14 protein-coding genes are annotated in these 16,016 nt (G+C 71.9%); 10 read left to right on the top strand and 4 right to left on the bottom strand.

Annotated features, from left to right (window positions below):
• Nucleotide 1 precedes the first annotated feature (1 nt).
• Nucleotides 2-622, bottom strand: a complete 621-nt coding sequence (locus ACQPXS_RS21250) for a MerR family transcriptional regulator (protein WP_356312420.1) — start codon at nucleotides 620-622, stop codon at nucleotides 2-4.
• A gap of 200 nt (nucleotides 623-822) precedes the next feature.
• Between ACQPXS_RS21250 and ACQPXS_RS21245 the strand changes: the two genes are divergently transcribed.
• From ACQPXS_RS21245 to ACQPXS_RS21230, 4 genes are all read left to right on the top strand, one after another.
• Entirely contained in the window at nucleotides 823-2,412 is a 1,590-nt protein-coding gene (locus ACQPXS_RS21245; protein ID WP_433450907.1) for a flavin-containing monooxygenase, read from the top strand.
• Complete coding sequence (locus tag ACQPXS_RS21240; protein WP_433450906.1) at nucleotides 2,409-3,374, top strand: alpha/beta fold hydrolase; 966 nt, start codon at nucleotides 2,409-2,411, stop codon at nucleotides 3,372-3,374. The genes ACQPXS_RS21245 and ACQPXS_RS21240 overlap by 4 nt, the downstream gene beginning before the upstream one ends.
• Nucleotides 3,371-4,255, top strand: a complete 885-nt coding sequence (locus ACQPXS_RS21235; RefSeq protein WP_433450905.1) for an SDR family oxidoreductase — start codon at nucleotides 3,371-3,373, stop codon at nucleotides 4,253-4,255. Before ACQPXS_RS21240 ends, ACQPXS_RS21235 begins: the two co-directional genes overlap by 4 nt.
• 94 nt (nucleotides 4,256-4,349) lie before the next feature.
• Entirely contained in the window at nucleotides 4,350-4,574 is a 225-nt protein-coding gene (locus ACQPXS_RS21230) for a hypothetical protein (protein ID WP_351807286.1), read from the top strand.
• A gap of 146 nt (nucleotides 4,575-4,720) precedes the next feature.
• Here ACQPXS_RS21230 and ACQPXS_RS21225 read toward each other — a convergent pair whose 3' ends face one another.
• Complete coding sequence (locus ACQPXS_RS21225; RefSeq protein ID WP_433450904.1) at nucleotides 4,721-8,242, bottom strand: S41 family peptidase; 3,522 nt, start codon at nucleotides 8,240-8,242, stop codon at nucleotides 4,721-4,723.
• A 171-nt stretch (nucleotides 8,243-8,413) separates the two neighbouring features.
• On the opposite strand from ACQPXS_RS21225, the gene ACQPXS_RS21220 reads away from it, so the two are divergent.
• The 6 genes from ACQPXS_RS21220 to ACQPXS_RS21195 all read left to right on the top strand — a co-directional run bounded on the left by ACQPXS_RS21220 (nucleotide 8,414) and on the right by ACQPXS_RS21195 (nucleotide 14,159).
• Nucleotides 8,414-9,061, top strand: coding sequence for a TetR/AcrR family transcriptional regulator (locus ACQPXS_RS21220; RefSeq protein WP_433450903.1), 648 nt, complete (start codon nucleotides 8,414-8,416; stop codon nucleotides 9,059-9,061).
• 109 nt (nucleotides 9,062-9,170) lie between these two features.
• The gene (locus tag ACQPXS_RS21215; protein ID WP_433450902.1) at nucleotides 9,171-11,396 is read left to right on the top strand and encodes an MMPL family transporter; all 2,226 of its coding nucleotides are present in this window, start codon (nucleotides 9,171-9,173) and stop codon (nucleotides 11,394-11,396) included.
• A gap of 128 nt (nucleotides 11,397-11,524) precedes the next feature.
• Nucleotides 11,525-12,040: a YbaK/EbsC family protein gene (locus tag ACQPXS_RS21210; protein WP_433450901.1), complete on the top strand. Its 516-nt coding sequence runs from the start codon at nucleotides 11,525-11,527 to the stop codon at nucleotides 12,038-12,040.
• Complete coding sequence (locus ACQPXS_RS21205) at nucleotides 12,037-12,882, top strand: EamA family transporter (protein ID WP_433450900.1); 846 nt, start codon at nucleotides 12,037-12,039, stop codon at nucleotides 12,880-12,882. The genes ACQPXS_RS21210 and ACQPXS_RS21205 overlap by 4 nt, the downstream gene beginning before the upstream one ends.
• 56 nt (nucleotides 12,883-12,938) lie before the next feature.
• Entirely contained in the window at nucleotides 12,939-13,829 is an 891-nt protein-coding gene (locus tag ACQPXS_RS21200; protein WP_365331027.1) for an NAD(P)-dependent oxidoreductase, read from the top strand.
• A 54-nt stretch (nucleotides 13,830-13,883) separates the two neighbouring features.
• Nucleotides 13,884-14,159, top strand: coding sequence for a DUF1876 domain-containing protein (locus tag ACQPXS_RS21195; protein ID WP_351206064.1), 276 nt, complete (start codon nucleotides 13,884-13,886; stop codon nucleotides 14,157-14,159).
• Between the two features lie 72 nt (nucleotides 14,160-14,231).
• On the opposite strand, the gene ACQPXS_RS21190 is transcribed toward ACQPXS_RS21195, so the two are convergent.
• Complete coding sequence (locus tag ACQPXS_RS21190) at nucleotides 14,232-15,401, bottom strand: serine hydrolase domain-containing protein (RefSeq protein ID WP_433455892.1); 1,170 nt, start codon at nucleotides 15,399-15,401, stop codon at nucleotides 14,232-14,234.
• An 83-nt stretch (nucleotides 15,402-15,484) separates the two neighbouring features.
• Nucleotides 15,485-15,931, bottom strand: a complete 447-nt coding sequence (locus ACQPXS_RS21185) for an organic hydroperoxide resistance protein (RefSeq protein ID WP_351807293.1) — start codon at nucleotides 15,929-15,931, stop codon at nucleotides 15,485-15,487.
• Nucleotides 15,932-16,016 lie beyond the last annotated feature (85 nt).

The following is a 16,016-nucleotide window of genomic DNA, read 5'->3' as shown; positions in this document are numbered from 1 at the left end:
TCTAGTCCCGCTTGCTGATCCGCCGGTCCAGCGCCAGCGACAGTTCCGCCTCCACCACACTCCGGGCCAGCGGGCGCAGGCGGTGGAGGTCCTCCTCGGGGGCGTGGCGGAGGATCAGGTCGGTGAAGAGCGCGGCCAGAGCGTCGGCGTGTTCGCGGACGCGGGCGCCGGCCGTGAGGACCTCGGCGAGCGGGATGCCCTCGCGGACGAGGGCGGAGGAGACGTCCAGCAGGCGGCGGCTGATGTGGACGATCTCGTCGCCGTCGGTGCCCAGATAGCCCAGTTCCATGGCGGCGGCGAGGTTCTCGGGGGTGACCTCGCCCTCGAAGCGGGCGGCGAGTTCCTCCGGGGTCAGGCGGACCGGCTCCTCCTCGGTGGGGGTGCCGACGCCGACCAGGTCGGCGACGTTGCGGCCCTGGTCGAGGGCTTCGGCGAGTTCCGCGATGCCGTTGAGGGTGTGGCCGCGCTCCAGCAGCGCGGCGATGGTGCGCAGACGGGCCAGGTGATGGTCGTCGTACCAGGCGATACGGCCCTCGCGGCGGGGCGGCGGGATCAGCTTGCGCTCGCGGTAGAAGCGCAGCGTGCGCACGGTGATGCCGGCCAGCCGCGCCAGCTCCTCCATGCGGTACTCGCGCCGTGCCCGCGGCCGTACCTCCGGGTGCTCCGCCGGGTGTTCTGCGTCCTCTGCCACGCCCGCAGCCTATGTTGTACCGCCGGTAACTTTCCTTCCGCGACCCCTACCGCTCGGTACGGAGCTGCTCTACAGTCCCACTGCGCCAGTGTTCACTGGCAGAATCCAAGGCGATGCGTGGAGGCTTCGGGATGGCCGAGCACGAGCATGTACGGGTGGCGGTGATCGGGTCCGGGTTCGGCGGCCTGGGGGCCGCCGTGCGGCTGCGCCGCGAAGGGATCACCGACTTCGTCGTCCTGGAGCGGGCGGACAGCGTCGGCGGCACCTGGCGGGACAACAGTTACCCCGGGTGCGCCTGTGACGTGCCCTCCCACCTGTACTCCTTCTCCTTCGCACCCAACCCCGAATGGCCGCGTACTTTCTCCGGGCAGGAGCACATCCGCGCCTACCTGGAACACGTCACCGACCTCTTCGGACTGCGCCCGCACATCCGCTTCGGCTCCGAGGTCAAGCTGATGAGCTGGGACAACGACAACCTGCGGTGGAACATCGAGACCGCGCGCGGGTCACTCACCGCCGACGTGGTCGTCTCCGCCACCGGGCCGCTGTCCGACCCGAAGATCCCCGAGATCCCGGGCCTCGCGTCCTTCCCGGGCAAGGTGTTCCACTCCGCCCGCTGGGACCACGACCACGACCTGCGCGGCAAGCGCGTCGCGGTGATCGGCACCGGCGCCTCCGCCATCCAGATCGTGCCCTCCATCCAGCCGCGGGTCGGCCGGCTCACCCTCTTCCAGCGCACCCCGCCCTGGGTGATGCCCCGCATGGACCGCGCCATCAGCGGCGCCGAGCGCCGGCTGCACCGGTTTCTGCCCTTCACCACCCAGCTCAGGCGCGGCCTGCTGTGGGGCATCCGGGAGCTGCAGGTCCAGGCGTTCACCAAGCACCCCGACGAACTGGGCCTGGTCGAGCAGCTCGCCAAGCGCAACATGGCCCGCGCCATCAAGGACCCGGCCCTGCGCGCCAAACTCACCCCCGACTACCGCATCGGCTGCAAGCGGATCCTGCTGTCCAGCACGTACTACCCGGCGCTGGCCAGGCCGAACGTGGACGTCGTCGCCAGCGGGCTCAGCGAGATCCGCGGATCGACCGTCGTCGCGGCCGACGGCACCGAGGCCGAGGTCGACGCGATCATCTTCGGTACGGGCTTCCACGTCACGGACATGCCGATCGCCGAGCGCGTGGTCGGGGCGGAGGGCATCACCCTCGCCGAGTCCTGGAAGAACGGCATGCAGGCGCTGCGCGGCGCCGCGGCCGCCGGGTTCCCGAACTGGATGACGATCATCGGGCCCAACACCGGCCTCGGGAACTCCTCCATGATCCTCATGATCGAGTCCCAGCTGAACTACATGGCCGACTATCTGCGGCAACTGGACGTCCTCGGCGGCCGTACGGCCCTCGATGCCCGGCCCACGGCCGTCGAGGACTGGAACCGCAAGGTCCAGGAGCGCATGAAGCGCACCGTGTGGAACACCGGCGGCTGCACCAGCTGGTACCTGGACGCGAGCGGCCGCAACACCACCATCTGGCCCGGTACGACGTCCGAGTTCCGGCGCGCGACCCGGCGGGTGGACCTGGGGGAGTACGAGGTCATCCGCAAGACCGGCAAGACCGGCAAGACCGGCAAGACCGACGCCAAGCCGGCCGGTACGGCCGTGCAGAAGGCCGGTGCGGCCGTGGACAAGACGGTGGCCGCCGTGCCGCAGAGCGAGGGCGCCGCGTGAGCCGGCTCGCCTCCGTGACCTCCGGACCGTACGCACCGCCCACCCCCTCCCGCGAACTCACCGTCGTCTCCGCCGACGGCGCGCGCCTGCACGTCGAGGTGCACGGCCCCGAGAACGCGCCGCCCGTCGTCCTCTCCCATGGCTGGACCTGCTCGACCGCCTTCTGGGCTGCGCAGATACGGGATCTGGCGGCCGACCACCGTGTGATCGCGTACGACCAGAGGGGGCACGGACGCAGTCCCGCGAGCCCCGCGTGCACCACCCACGCGCTGGCGGACGACCTGGAGGCGGTGCTCGCGCAGACGCTCACGCCGGGAGAGAAGGCGCTGATCGTCGGCCACTCCATGGGCGGGATGACCGTCATGGCCGCGGCCCCGCGCCCCCGCTTCCGTGACCACGCCGCCGCCGTCCTGCTGTGCAGCACCGGCAGCTCGCGGCTGGTGCCGGAGGCGCGCGTGGTGCCGCTTGGCGCCGGGCGCGTGCGCACCTGGATCACCGGGCGCATTCTCGGCTCGCGCGCCCCGCTCGGACCGGTCACGCCGGTCGCCATGCGCATCCTCAAGTACGCCACCATGGGCGCCGGTTCGGCCCCGCACATGGTGGAGGCGTGCGCGCGGATCGTGCACGCCTGCCCGCGCGCCGCACGTCACGCCTGGGCGCGAGTGCTCGAGGCGCTCGATCTCGACCACGGCGTACGGGAGTTGCACGCGCCCACCGCGATCGTGCACGGCGCGTCCGACCGGCTCACGCCCCCCGTGCACGCCCACGCGCTGGTCGCCGCGCTGCCGCACTGCGTCGGCCTGACCGAGCTGGCAGGCGTGGGGCACATGACCCCGATCGAGGCTCCCGATCTGGTGACCGGGAGGATCCGGGAACTCGTCACCACATACGTCACCGTCACGGGGGCCGATCCCGCGGACGAGCACGGTTCCACCCCGGCGCAGATCAAGGAGGGCGCATGAGCAGGGTCAGCCTCGAAGGACAGGTCGCGGTCGTCACCGGAGCGGCGCGCGGTGTCGGTGAGCTGCTGGCGCGCAAGCTCTCCGCGCGCGGCGCGAAGGTCGCGCTGGTCGGCCTGGAGGAGGAGGCGCTCAAGGACGTCTCCTCGCGCCTGCACAGCGACAGCGCCTACTGGTACGCCGACGTCACCGACCACGAGGCGATGAGCCGGGTCGCGCAGGAGGTGAAGGCGCGGTTCGGGAAGGTCGACATCGTGGTCGCCAACGCCGGTGTGGCGACGGGCGGTCCGTTCATCGACTCCGATCCGCAGGCCTGGCGGCGGGTGATCGAGGTCAACCTGATCGGTTCGGCGGTGACCGCGCGCGCGTTCCTGCCGGTGCTGGTGGAGAGCCGGGGCTATCTGCTCCAGGTCGCCTCGCTCGCCGCGATCACGCCGGCGCCGATGATGACGGCGTACTGCGCGTCCAAGTCGGGCGTGGAGGCGTACGCGCACAGTCTGCGCGCCGAGGTCGGCTACCAGGGAGTGCGCGTCGGTGTCGCGTACCTGTCCTGGACCGACACCGACATGGTGCGCGGCGCCGACCAGGACGAGGTCATGCGCGAGCTGCGGCAGCGGCTGCCCTGGCCGTCCAACAAGACCTACCCGCTGGGGCCGGCGGTGGACCGGCTCGTCGCCGGGATCGAGCGGCGCTCGGCGCATGTGTACGGGCAGTGGTGGCTGCGCGGCATGCAGGGCGTGCGCGGTTATCTGCCGGCGCTCATCGGGACGGTCGGGCAGCGCGAGATGAAGCGGTTCGCGCCCCGTCTTCAGGGGATGCGCTCCGGACTCGTCGGTGCAGGTGGGGCGGCCGACGAGGCAGCGCGCGCTACGCACCGTAACTGATCCACATGCGTTCCGTGGTCGCCCGTGTGAATCTGGTCGAGGCCCCACTGAGGGGCCGAATTCTCCACCTCACCCACCACGGGAGTGAACCCACATGGGTATGAAGGACAAGGCCAACGACTGGCAGGAACAGGGCAAGCAGAAGCTCGGCGAGGCCCGTGAGCGGGCCGGCCAGCGTGGCCAGCAGCAGCCCCAGCGTGGTCAGCAGCAGCCGCAGCGTGGCCAGCAGCAGCCCCAGCGCGGTCGCGAGAACATGCGCGACATCGAGGACACGGAAGCGGAGATGGAAGACCGCTTCGACCGGGACTACGACGCGTAGTCGCTGCGCTCGGCTTTGGCCGGTTCGGCGTGGGGCACCCTTCTTCGTGGAGGGTGCCCTGCGCTTTTGTCCTGCGCTTTTGTCCGGGGTCCTTTCCGTGCCAGGCCGGGCACGGGTGCCCCGTCAGTCTGCCCGTGGTGGCCCCGTCACTCGGCCCGTGGTGGCAGACGAGGGCGGGAGCGGTCGGGGACGTGGCTGTAGTCGGGGGGGATGGCGGCCGGGTTGGATTCCAGGAGTTCCACGGCGAGTTGGACCGCGTCGGTCAGCTGGGCGTGGCGGCCTTCCGCCCAGTCCAGGGGGGTGCGCATGATCTCCAGGTCGGGGGTGACGCCGTGGTTCTCCACGGACCAGCCGTAGGCGTCGAACCAGGCCGCGTTCATCGGGACCGTGATGACGGTGCCGTCGCCCAGCCGGTGCCGGCCGGTCATGCCGACCACGCCGCCCCAGGTGCGCTGGCCGACCACCGGGCCCAGTTTCAGCAGCTTGAAGGCGGCGGTGATCATGTCGCCGTCCGAGGAGGTCGCCTCGTCGGCGAGGGCGACCACCGGGCCCCGCGGCGCGTTCGAGGTGTACGACACCGGCTGCGCGTCCCGCGTCAGGTCCCAGCCCAGGATCGTCCGGGTCAGCTTCTCGATGACGAGTTCGCTGATGTGCCCGCCCGCGTTGCCGCGCACGTCCACGATCAGGGCGGGCCGGGACACCTCCATGCGCAGGTCGCGGTTGAACTGGGCCCAGCCGGAGCCGCCCATGTCGGGGATGTGCAGGTAGCCGCACTTGCCGCCGCTGAACTCCCGTACGACCGCGCGGCGTTTGGCGACCCAGTCCTGGTAGCGCAGCGGCCGTTCGTCGATGAGCGGGACGACGGCGACCCGGCGGGCCCGGCCCGGCTCGCCTTTCGCCGGGAGGAACGTCAGCTCCACGGTCGTACCTCCGGAGCCGGCGAGCAGCGGATACGGACCGGTCACCGGATCGACCGGGCGGCCGTCGACGTGGGTGAGGACCGCGCCCTCGCGGATGCCGGTGCCGGCCAGTGGTGAGCGGGCCTTGGAGTCGGAGGAGTCGCCGGGCAGGATGCGCTTGACGACCCAAACACCGTCCCGGCGCACGAAGTTGGTGCCGAGCAGGCCCTGCCAGCGCTGGTAGTGGGGCGGGCCCTCGTTGCGGCGGGCGGCGGTGACGTAGGCGTGCGAGGTGCCCAGTTCGCCGAGGACCTCCCGCAGGAGATCGGCGAACTCGTCCGGGGAGGCGACCCGTTCGACGAGGGGACGGTACTGGTCGAGCACCGCGTCCCAGTCGATGCCGCACATGCCCGGGTCCCAGAAGTAGGCGCGGATGAGCCGGCCCGCCTCGTCGAAGGCCTGGCGCCACTCGGCGGGCGGGTCGACGACGTGCAGGATGCGGCGCAGGTCGATCCAGACGGTCGTGTCGCTGTCGCCCATCTCCGTGGCGGGCACCGCGCGCAGGTCGCCCTCGTCCACCACGACCAGCCGGGTGCCGTCGCCGCTGACCGCGAACCAGTCCAGGTGGTCGACCAGTTCGGACTTCTTCGCCTTGGCGAGGTTGAAGTACTCCAGGGTCGGGCGGCCGCTGATGTCGGCCGGGTTGGCGAAGGTCTCGCCGAGCGCGCCGGAGATCGGCCAGCGCAGCCACACCAGTCCGCCGCCGGCGACCGGGCACAGCGCGGAGTACTTGGAGGCGATCACCGGGAACGGCGTGACCCGCATCGCCAGGCCCTCGACCTCCACGGTCACCGTGCCGGCCTCGCCGGTCTCCTCCTCCTCGACGGGATCGAGCCCGCCGGCCGCCGGTCGGCCCTCGGGGTTCAGGGCGAAGGGGGAGGGGGTCGCCGAGTTCAGCGGCACGAGGTACGGGCGGCAGCCGAGCGGGAAGGACAGGTCGCCGGTGTGGACGTCGTACACCGGGTCGAAGCCGCGCCAGGAGAGGAAGGCGAGATAGCGGCCGTCGCGGGTGAAGACGGGGTTCTCGTCCTCGAAGCGGCCGTTGGTCACGTCCACGATCAGCCGGTCCTTGATGCGGGCCAGCTTGATCTGGCGCAGGGAGCGGCCGATGCCCGGGTGGGACCAGGCGAGCCAGGCGCCGTTCGGGGAGAAGGCGAGGTCGCGCACGGGGCCGTTGACGGACCGGATCAGCTCGGTGACCCTGCCGCCGGCGGCTTCGGCGGCTTCGGCGGCTTCGGCGGCTTCGGCGGCTTCGGCGGCTTCGGCGGCTTCGGCGGCTTCGGCGGCTTCGGCGGCTTCGGCGGCTTCGGCGGGTGCGGTGCTCTGGCCTTCGACGGCTTCCGTGGGTCCACCGGCCTGTTCGCCGGCGGACTCGTCGTCGCTGCCCGCGGCACCCTGAGCGGGGCCCCCCGCGACCTCCCCCTCCCCCTCGCCCTGGCCCTGGCCCTCGGCCTCTTCCTCCGCTTCCCCCTCCTCCTCAGCCACGTCGATCAGCAGCAGCCGCCCGTCGTGCGAGGCGACCGCCAGCCGTTCGCCCTCGGGATCGCAGGCCATCTCCAGGACGCGGCCCATCAGGCCGCGGGCCAGCCGGCGGGGCGCGCGGTCGCCGGTCGCGCGGGGTAGCTGGGCGATCTCGACGGCGTCCTCGCCCTCGGCGTCCGTCACATACGCCACCTGGCCGGTCGTGCCCAGCATCTCCGGCAGCCGTACTCGTACGCCGGGCGTGTCGGTGATCGTACGGGCGGGGCCGTCGCGGTGGGTGAGCCAGTACAGGCTGCCGCGTACGACGACGGCGCTGGCCCGGCCGGTCTCGTCCACGGAGATGCCGTCGACGTTCTGCGCGGCCGGCACATGGTAGCGGCGGCGCCCGGTGGCCGGCCCGGCCAGCCGGATGTCCAGTTTGCGCGGTACGGCGCCCGGGGAGAAGTCGTCCACCAGCCACAGATCGCCCGCGCACTGGTAGACCACCCGTGTGCCGTCGCCGGCGGCGTGCCGGGCGTAGAAGGCGTCGTGGTCGGTGTGGCGGCGCAGGTCGGTGCCGTCGTACGCGCAGGAGTAGAGGTTGCCGACGCCCTCGTGGTCGGAGAGGAAGGCGATGCGGCCCGCGACGAACATGGGGCAGGCCAGATGCCCCTCGATGTCGGGCAGCAGGCGCTGCCCGTGCAGCCAGAGGCGGCCCATGGCGCCGCCGCGGTACCGCTTCCAGGAGGCCGGCTCGTGCGGCGGGGTGCCGGTGAGCAGCAGGGTCTTGTGGACGCCGTCGATGTCGGCGACCTGGATGTCGGCGACCGGGCCCCAGGGCAGCTTGCGGCCGGGGTCGCCGTCGGTGGACACCTTGTAGGCCCAGGTGAAGTACGAGAAGGGCTCGCCGTGGGAGGCGACGGCGAGGATGTCGCACTTCCCGTCCTCGTCCGGGGGCGTCCAGCCGCAGACCTGTGTGTCGGTGCTGCCCCAGTAGGTCAACTGCCGTGCGGGGCCGCCCTCGACGCCGACAAGGTGGATCTCGGGGACGAGACTGCGCCAGCTGGTGAACGCGATCCGGCTGCCGTCGGGGGAGAAGCGCGGGTGCCCGTCCTTCGTACGGTCCGCCGTGAGCCGCCAGGCCCGGCCCGGGGCGTCGAGTGGGGCAAGCCAGACGTCGTCCTCGGCCACGAAGCACACCAGGTCGCCGCTGAGGTGGGGGAAGCGCAGATAGCTCACTCTCCCCATGCTTTTCCGCCCGCTGGGGCCCAGCAACTCGTGCGGCTCCCACGGTCGCGGACTTACGCGCCGCTCACGTTCGTGACCCAGCACACGTACGAAACGGTTTCGTTTCGCATGCCCTCAGGGTATGTTCATGGTGTACGAAGCAGGAAGCTGCGGAGCGGGAAGGTGAGTGGCATGACCGAGGTCGCATCCAAGGGCGCGGCGTCAGCCGCTCCGGACGAGCCGGTGCTTGCACCGGGGCGTCGCAGCCGCATCACGCCCGAGCGCGAGGCCGAGTTGTACGAGGCCGTGCTCGACCTGCTCCGGGAGGTCGGCTACGACGCCCTCACCATGGACGCCGTCGCCGCGCGCACCCGGTCCAGCAAGGCCACGCTCTACCGCCAGTGGGGCGGCAAGGCCGAGCTGGTGGCGAAGGCGGTGCGGCACAGCAAGCCGGGCGGCTCCGCCGACGGGGTCGACACCGGGTCGCTCAGAGGCGATCTGCACGCCCTCACCCTGCGTTCCGACGACTGCGAGATGGAGCAGAACTCCGCGCTGATGCGGGGTCTGGCGATGGCCGTCCACGGCAACCCGGACCTGCTGAAGGCGTTCAAGGAACATCTCATCGAGCCGGAGCTGGCGGAGTTCCGCCGAGTGCTGCAGCGGGCGATCGACCGGGGCGAGGTCCGTGCGGACAACCCCGCGATCGACTATGTGATGCACATGATGATCGGCGGGTTCGCCGCCCGCTCGCTCATCGACGAACAGCCGCCCACGCAGGCCTTCCTCCTGTCGTACATCGACGCCGTGGTCCTCCCCGCCCTCGGCGTCACCACCAGCTGACCACCCTCTGGTCCCCGAGCAAGCCCACCATCTGACGTCACCGCTCACGTCGTCGGGCTGATCACCCCTGCCCTGATGAACCCCACGACCTGACCGGGAGTACGCCTCCGTGGCCACGTTTCTGTACAAACTCGGCCGTCTCGCCTTCCGGCGACGGCACTTCGTCGCCCTCCTGTGGGTCGCGCTGCTCACCCTGGCCGGGGTGGGCGCCGCCTCCGCGCCGCCCGCCGGCAGCACCTCCTTCTCCATCCCCGGCACCGAGGCCCAGAAGGCCTTCGACCTGCTGGAACAGCGCTTCCCCGGCATGAGTGCCGACGGCGCCACCGCCCGCGTGGTCTTCAAGGCGCCCGGCGGCGAGAAGATGACCGACCACGAGAACAAGGCGGCCGTCGAGAAGACGGTCGAGGAGCTGCGCAGCGGCTCCGAGGTCGTCTCCGTCGCCGACCCCTACGCCGGGCACGCCGTCAGCGGGAACGGCACGATCGCCTACGCCTCGGTGAAGTACAAGGTCTCCGGCATCGAGCTGAAGGACTCCTCCAAGGGCGCCCTGAAGGAGGCCGCCCAGCACGCGCGCGACGCCGGGTTGACCGTCGAGGTCGGCGGGGACGCGCTCACCGCGACCCCGGAGACCGGCTCCAGCGAGGTCATCGGCATCGGGATCGCCGCCGTCGTCCTCGTCATCACCTTCGGCTCGCTGCTCGCGGCCGGATTCCCGCTGCTCACCGCCCTCATCGGCGTCGGCATCGGCGTCTCCGCCATCACCGCGCTCGCCAGCGCCCTGGACCTCGGTTCCACGACCTCCACCCTGGCGTCGATGATCGGCCTGGCCGTCGGCATCGACTACGCCCTCTTCATCGTCTCCCGCTACCGCGCCGAACTGGCCGAGGGCCGCGAGCGCGAGGAGGCGGCCGGACGCGCCGTCGGCACGGCGGGCTCGGCGGTGGTCTTCGCCGGACTCACCGTCGTCATCGCCCTGGTCGGCCTGTCGGTCGTCAACATCCCGATGCTGACCAAGATGGGCATCGCCGCGGCCGGCACCGTCGCCATCGCCGTCCTGATCGCGCTGACACTGATCCCGGCACTGCTCGGCTACGCGGGCCGCAAGGTCAAGCCGGCGGGTGAGAAGAGCAAGCTGCTGGGCGGCGGCCGCAGGCCGAAGAAGCCCGGCCGCCCCAACATGGGCACCCGCTGGGCGAGCTTCGTCGTACGGCGCCCGGTCGCCGTCCTGCTGCTAGGCGTGCTCGGCCTCGGCGCGGCGGCGATCCCGGCCACCTCCCTGGAACTGGGCCTGCCCGACGACGGCTCCCAGCCCACCTCCACCACCCAGCGCCGCGCCTACGACCTGCTCTCCGAGGGCTTCGGGCCGGGCTTCAACGGCCCGCTGATGGTCGTGGTCGACGCCAAGGACAGCTCCCGCCCCAAGAAGACGTTCACCGAGGTCGGCGACCAGATCAAGGGCCTGAAGGACGTCGTCACCGTCACCCCGGCCGTGCCCAACAAGGCCGGCGACACCGCGACGATCACCGTCGTACCCAAGTCCAAGCCGTCCTCGAAGACGACCGAGGACCTGGTGCACGCCATCCGTGGCAAGGGCGCGGACATCGCCGCGAAGACCGACTCCAAGGTCCTGGTCACCGGCTCCACGGCGATGAACATCGACGTCTCGCAGAAGCTGAACGACGCGCTCCTGCCCTACCTCGCGCTGGTCGTCGGCCTGGCCTTCCTGCTGCTGATCGTGGTCTTCCGCTCGGTCCTCGTCCCGCTGAAGGCGGCCCTCGGCTTCCTGCTCAGCGTGCTCGCGGCCCTCGGCGCGGTCGTCGCGGTCTTCCAGTGGGGCTGGCTGTCGGGCCTGATGAACGTCGAGCAGACCGGCCCGGTCATGTCGATGATGCCGATCTTCATGGTGGGTGTCGTCTTCGGCCTCGCGATGGACTACGAGGTCTTCCTCGTGACCCGGATGCGGGAGGCGTTCGTGCACGGCGAGAAGCCCAGCCAGGCCGTGGTCACCGGCTTCCGGCACGGCGCACGGGTCGTGACCGCCGCCGCCGTCATCATGATCGCCGTCTTCTCCGGCTTCATCGGCTCCAGCGAGGCGATGGTCAAGATGATCGGCTTCGGCCTCGCGATCGCCGTGTTCTTCGACGCGTTCATCGTCCGCATGGCCATCGTCCCGGCCGTCCTCGCCCTGCTCGGCAAGCGGGCCTGGTGGCTGCCGAAGTGGCTCGACCGCGCACTGCCCAACGTGGACGTCGAGGGCGAGGGCCTGCGCACACAGTCCGCCGCGGCCGGCAGGGACGCCGACCCCGACGAGGAGAGGGAGCTGGTACGGGCCTGACGTACCGCTCCTGAGTCAGAGCGGCCGGTGAGGGTGCCCGTGGGGACGGGGCTGCACCCTCACCGGCTTTCCGTTCCTGCGCGAAAACCTCATGAGCGGGCCTCGGACGATGGCGTAGCGTGCCCGGCATGACGACGACAGCCGCCACTGACGCCGACGAGTCCGGAGCCCACCCCCGTTTCGCCGAAGCCCTGCGCACCCTCGGGCTCGCCGACCTGCTGGCACACACCAGGAGGTTCCCGGAGGCCACCCGGACCGCCCCCGAGGCCGCCGCGGCCATCGGCTGCGAACTCAGCCAGATCTGCAAGTCGCTGATCTTCGCCGCCGACGGGGTGCCGGTGCTGGTCCTCATGGACGGGGCCTCGCGCGTGGACGTGGAGCGGGTGCGGGAGGAACTGGGCGCCGGCGAGGTCACCCGGGCCGGCGCCGGGGTCGTACGCGAGACCACCGGGTACGCCATCGGCGGCGTGCCGCCCTTCGGGCACCGCACCCGCACGCGTGTCCTCGCCGACCGTTCACTGCTCGCCCACGACGTGGTCTGGGCGGCCGCCGGAACACCGCACACCGTGTTCCCGATCGAGCCGAAGGCACTGGTCGCCCACGCCGGTGCCGACCTGGTGGACGTGCGCGAGCAGACCGCGTGACGCCGCTCGTCACGGCCGCCGTGCTGCTCGCCGCCGTGACCCACGCCAGCTGGAACGCCATCGCGCACCGGATCACCGACAAACTGGTCGGCTTCACCCTCATCTCCGGGGGCGGCATGCTGATCGGGCTCGCGATCGCGCCGTTCGCGGCCTCCCCGGCGGGGGCCGCCTGGCCATATCTGCTGGCCTCGGCGGTCGTCCACATCGCCTACTACGCGCTGCTGATGACCTCCTTCCGGCTCGGTGACTTCGGGCAGGCGTACCCCATCGCGCGCGGCAGCGCCCCGCTCGTGGTCACCGTGCTGGCCGCCGTGTTCGCGCACGAGGTGCCCGGCGACCGGGCGCTGGCCGGGATCGCCGTGTCCTGCGTGGGCCTCATCGGCGTCAGCCTGTGGGGGCTGCGCGGAAGCCGGCCGAACTGGGCGGCCGTCGGCGCGGCCCTCGCGACCGGCCTGACGATCGCGGCGTACACGGTCATCGACGGCCTGGGCGTACGCGCCGCGCACGCACCGCTCGGGTACATCGCCTGGCTCATGGCCCTCGAAGGAGTTGTGATCCCCGCCTGGATGTGCGCACGCGCGCGTGCCGACACCGTCCGGCTGCTCCGGCCGTACGCCGCCCTCGGCCTGATCGGCGCCGCCTTGTCCGTCACCGCGTACGCCCTGGTCCTGTGGGCCCAGACCCGCGCCGAACTCGCCCCGATCGCCGCCCTGCGCGAGTCCTCGATCATCGTCGGGGCCGCGATCGGCGCGGTCTTCTTCAAGGAGCGCTTCGGCGCGCCCCGGATCGCGGCGGCCGGGCTGCTGGTGGTGGGCATCGGGTTGATGATGCATGCGGGGTGAGCGGGTAGCCCGTAGGGAGAACCACCGGGCAGGAACCGGACGACAGGGAGCCGTCAATGACCGACAAGCCGACCGTCAGCGTGCTGGGTACCGGCATCATGGGGGCCGCGATGGCCCGGAACCTGTGCCGCGCCGGGCTGGAGGTCCGCGCGTGGAACCGCACGCGCGAGAAGGCCGAGCCGCTCGCCGCGGACGGGGCGCGGATCGCCGGCACCCCCGCGGAGGCCGTCGAGGGCGCCGACGTCGTCCTGACGATGCTGTACGACGGCAACACCGTCCTGGACGTCATGCGCGAGGCCGCGCCGGCCCTGCGGCCCGGCACGGTGTGGGCGCAGTGCACCACCGCAGGGATCGAGCTGGTCACCGACCTGGCCGCCTTCGCCGGCGAGCACGGACTCGTCTTCTACGATGCACCCGTCCTCGGTACCAGGCAGCCCGCCGAGGCCGGTCAGCTGACCGTGCTGGCCGCCGGGCCGGAGGAGGGACGGCAGACGGTCGCGCCCGTCTTCGACGCGGTCGGCGCGAAGACCATGTGGACCGGGTCCGACGGCGGCGCGGGCAGCGCCAGCCGGCTGAAGCTGGTCGCCAACAGCTGGGTGCTCGCGGTCACCGCGGCGGGCGGCGAGGTCCTCGCCCTCTCCCGGGCCCTCGACGTGGATCCGCAAGGGTTCTTCGACCTCATCGAGGGCGGTCCGCTCGACATGGGGTACCTGCGGGCCAAGGCCGCGCTGGTGCTCGACGGCAAGCTGACCCCGCCGTCGTTCGCCGTGGCCACCGCGGAGAAGGACGCCCGGCTCATCGTGCAGGCGGGCGAGCGCGGCGGCGTACGGCTGGACGTCGCCGCCGCGACGGCGCAGCGGTTCGCCCGCGCCGCCGCCCAGGGGCACGCGGACGAGGACATGGCCGCCGCGTACTTCGCCAGCTTCGAGGACCAGGCGTCGACATGACGGGCCGGGGTACCGGGCGCACCCTGGAAGCAAGGGTTTTCGGAGGTGATCGTCATGATGCACACCGCTGTGGGATGGCACGTCGAGCTTGAGTTCAAGGAGGATGATCAGCACACGAAGGCGGCGGCTTTGGTGCGCTTGCCCGACGGAAGCGAGGTGCGGGCGCACGGCCACGCGACGCGGCACCGCGTCGACTCCAACCAGCCAAGGGTCGGCGAGGAGATCGCCGGCGCACGTGCCCTCAACGAACTGGCCATGCAACTGCTGACCAAGGCACACGACGAGATCGACGCGGCGTCCGGACGGACCTCGCACACGATCAACGTGTGACAGCGCGCGTGCGCCCAGGAGCTCGCTCCGGGGCGCACGGTCCTGCGTGAGCGCCCCCGCGGGTGTGAGCGCCTATGCGAGCGCCGTGCGCACCGCCCGCACCAGCGCCTGCGCCCGCGGGTCCGCCGTCACGCTCTTCCGGAAGCCGTTGGTGACATAGCCGAAGGCGATGCCGGTCTCCGGGTCGGCGAACGCGAGGGCGCCGCCCCGGCCCGGATGCCCGAAGGAACCGGGCGAGAGCAGCGGGGACGCCGCGCCGTGCAGCATGTAGCCGAGACCGAACCGGGTGCCGACCACCAGGACCCGGTCCGGTCCGGCGGACTGCTCGGCGCGGGCCAGTTCCCTCGTCTGCGGGGTGAACAGCCGGGTGCCGCCGTCCACTTCGCCGATCAGCGAGGCGTAGAAGCGGGCCAGCCCGTCGGCGGTGGCGATGCCGTTGGAGGCGGGCAGGGCGGCCGCGCGGTAGGCGGGGTCGTTCTCGTCGGGCAGCGGGGTGATCGCCGCGAACGCGCGCCGGGTCAGCGAGTCCGGGTCGGCGTAGGCCTCGGCCACCGCGCGCTTGGGGCGGGTCTTCAGGCCGCCTGCGGCCTCGGGAGGCTCGACCGGGCCGACGCGGCCCACGCGCGCGTGCTCCGACTGCGGCAGACCGAGCCACAGGTCCGCGCCGACGGGGCCGGCGATCTCCTTGGCCAGCCACTCGCCGACCGGGCGGCCGGTGATCCGCCGGATCAGTTCGCCGGTGAGCCAGCTGTAGGTCTGGGCGTGGTAGCCGTGATCCGTGCCCGGCTCCCACACGGGCGCCTGCGCGGCGACGGCCGCGGCGCCCAGGTCGGGATCGGCGGCCTCGGCGGGGCTCAGCGGGCGGTCCAGCACGGGCACGCCCGCGCGGTGGGCGAGCAGGTGCCGGACGAGGGTGTGCTCCTTGCCGGCCGCCTTGTACTCGGGCCAGTACGCGCCGACCGGGGCGTCCAGGTCCAGTTCGCCGCGCTGGTGCAGGAGCAGCAGCGCGGCGGCGACGACACCCTTGGTCGCCGAGCGCACGATCTGCGCGGTCCCGGGCTCCCACGGGGCGGAGCCGGCCGTGCCGTCGACGTCCTTCGTCCCGGCCCACAGGTCGACGACCTTGTGGCCGTCCTGGTAGACGGCGACGGCCGCGCCGCGCTCGCCGAGCAGCGCGAAGTTCGCTGCGAACGCCTCCCTGACCGGCTCGAAGCCCTCGGCCACTGTGCCGTTCACGTCCACGCCCGCCGTCCCTTCGGTCACTGTCCCATCGCCTGCGACAGTGCGTGCAACACCGGCTGCGCGCCTGTGATTCCTCGGTGGGATCAGCCCAGCAGGATCGTTACATCGATGTTGCCGCGCGTGGCGTTGGAGTAGGGGCAGACCTCGTGCGCGGCGTCCACCAGCCGGGCCGCCACGTCCGGGTCCAGCACCGGCAGGGAGACGCTGAGGGCGACCGCGAGACCGTAGCCGCGCGTCCGGTTCGGGCCGATCCCGACCTTGGCGGCCACCGTGGAGCCGGTCAGGTCGTAGCCCGCGCGGTTGCCGACGAGGATCAGCGCGTTGTGGAAGCAGGAGCTGTAGCCGGCCGCGAACAGCTGTTCCGGGTTGGTGCCGTTGCCGTCGCCGCCCAGCTCCGGAGGCATCGCGACCTTCAGCTCGATCTGGCCGTCCTGGCTGGTGACATAGCCGTCGCGGCCGCCGTGGGCGGTGGCCTCGGCGACGTACATGATCTTCGTCGGGCGGGTGTCGACAGCGGTGTCCTCGGTCATGGCCGGCCTCCCCCGGAACAAGTGGCGCGCAAGTACATCGTGCACAAGGTACTGGCCGGTAGGTCAGGAGGCGGCAGCAGGGGGT

Origin of the sequence: Streptomyces sp. CA-142005 (genome assembly GCF_050942335.1) — a bacterium.
Taxonomy (GTDB): domain Bacteria; phylum Actinomycetota; class Actinomycetes; order Streptomycetales; family Streptomycetaceae; genus Streptomyces.
This window is presented reverse-complemented; position numbering and strand designations above follow the sequence as displayed.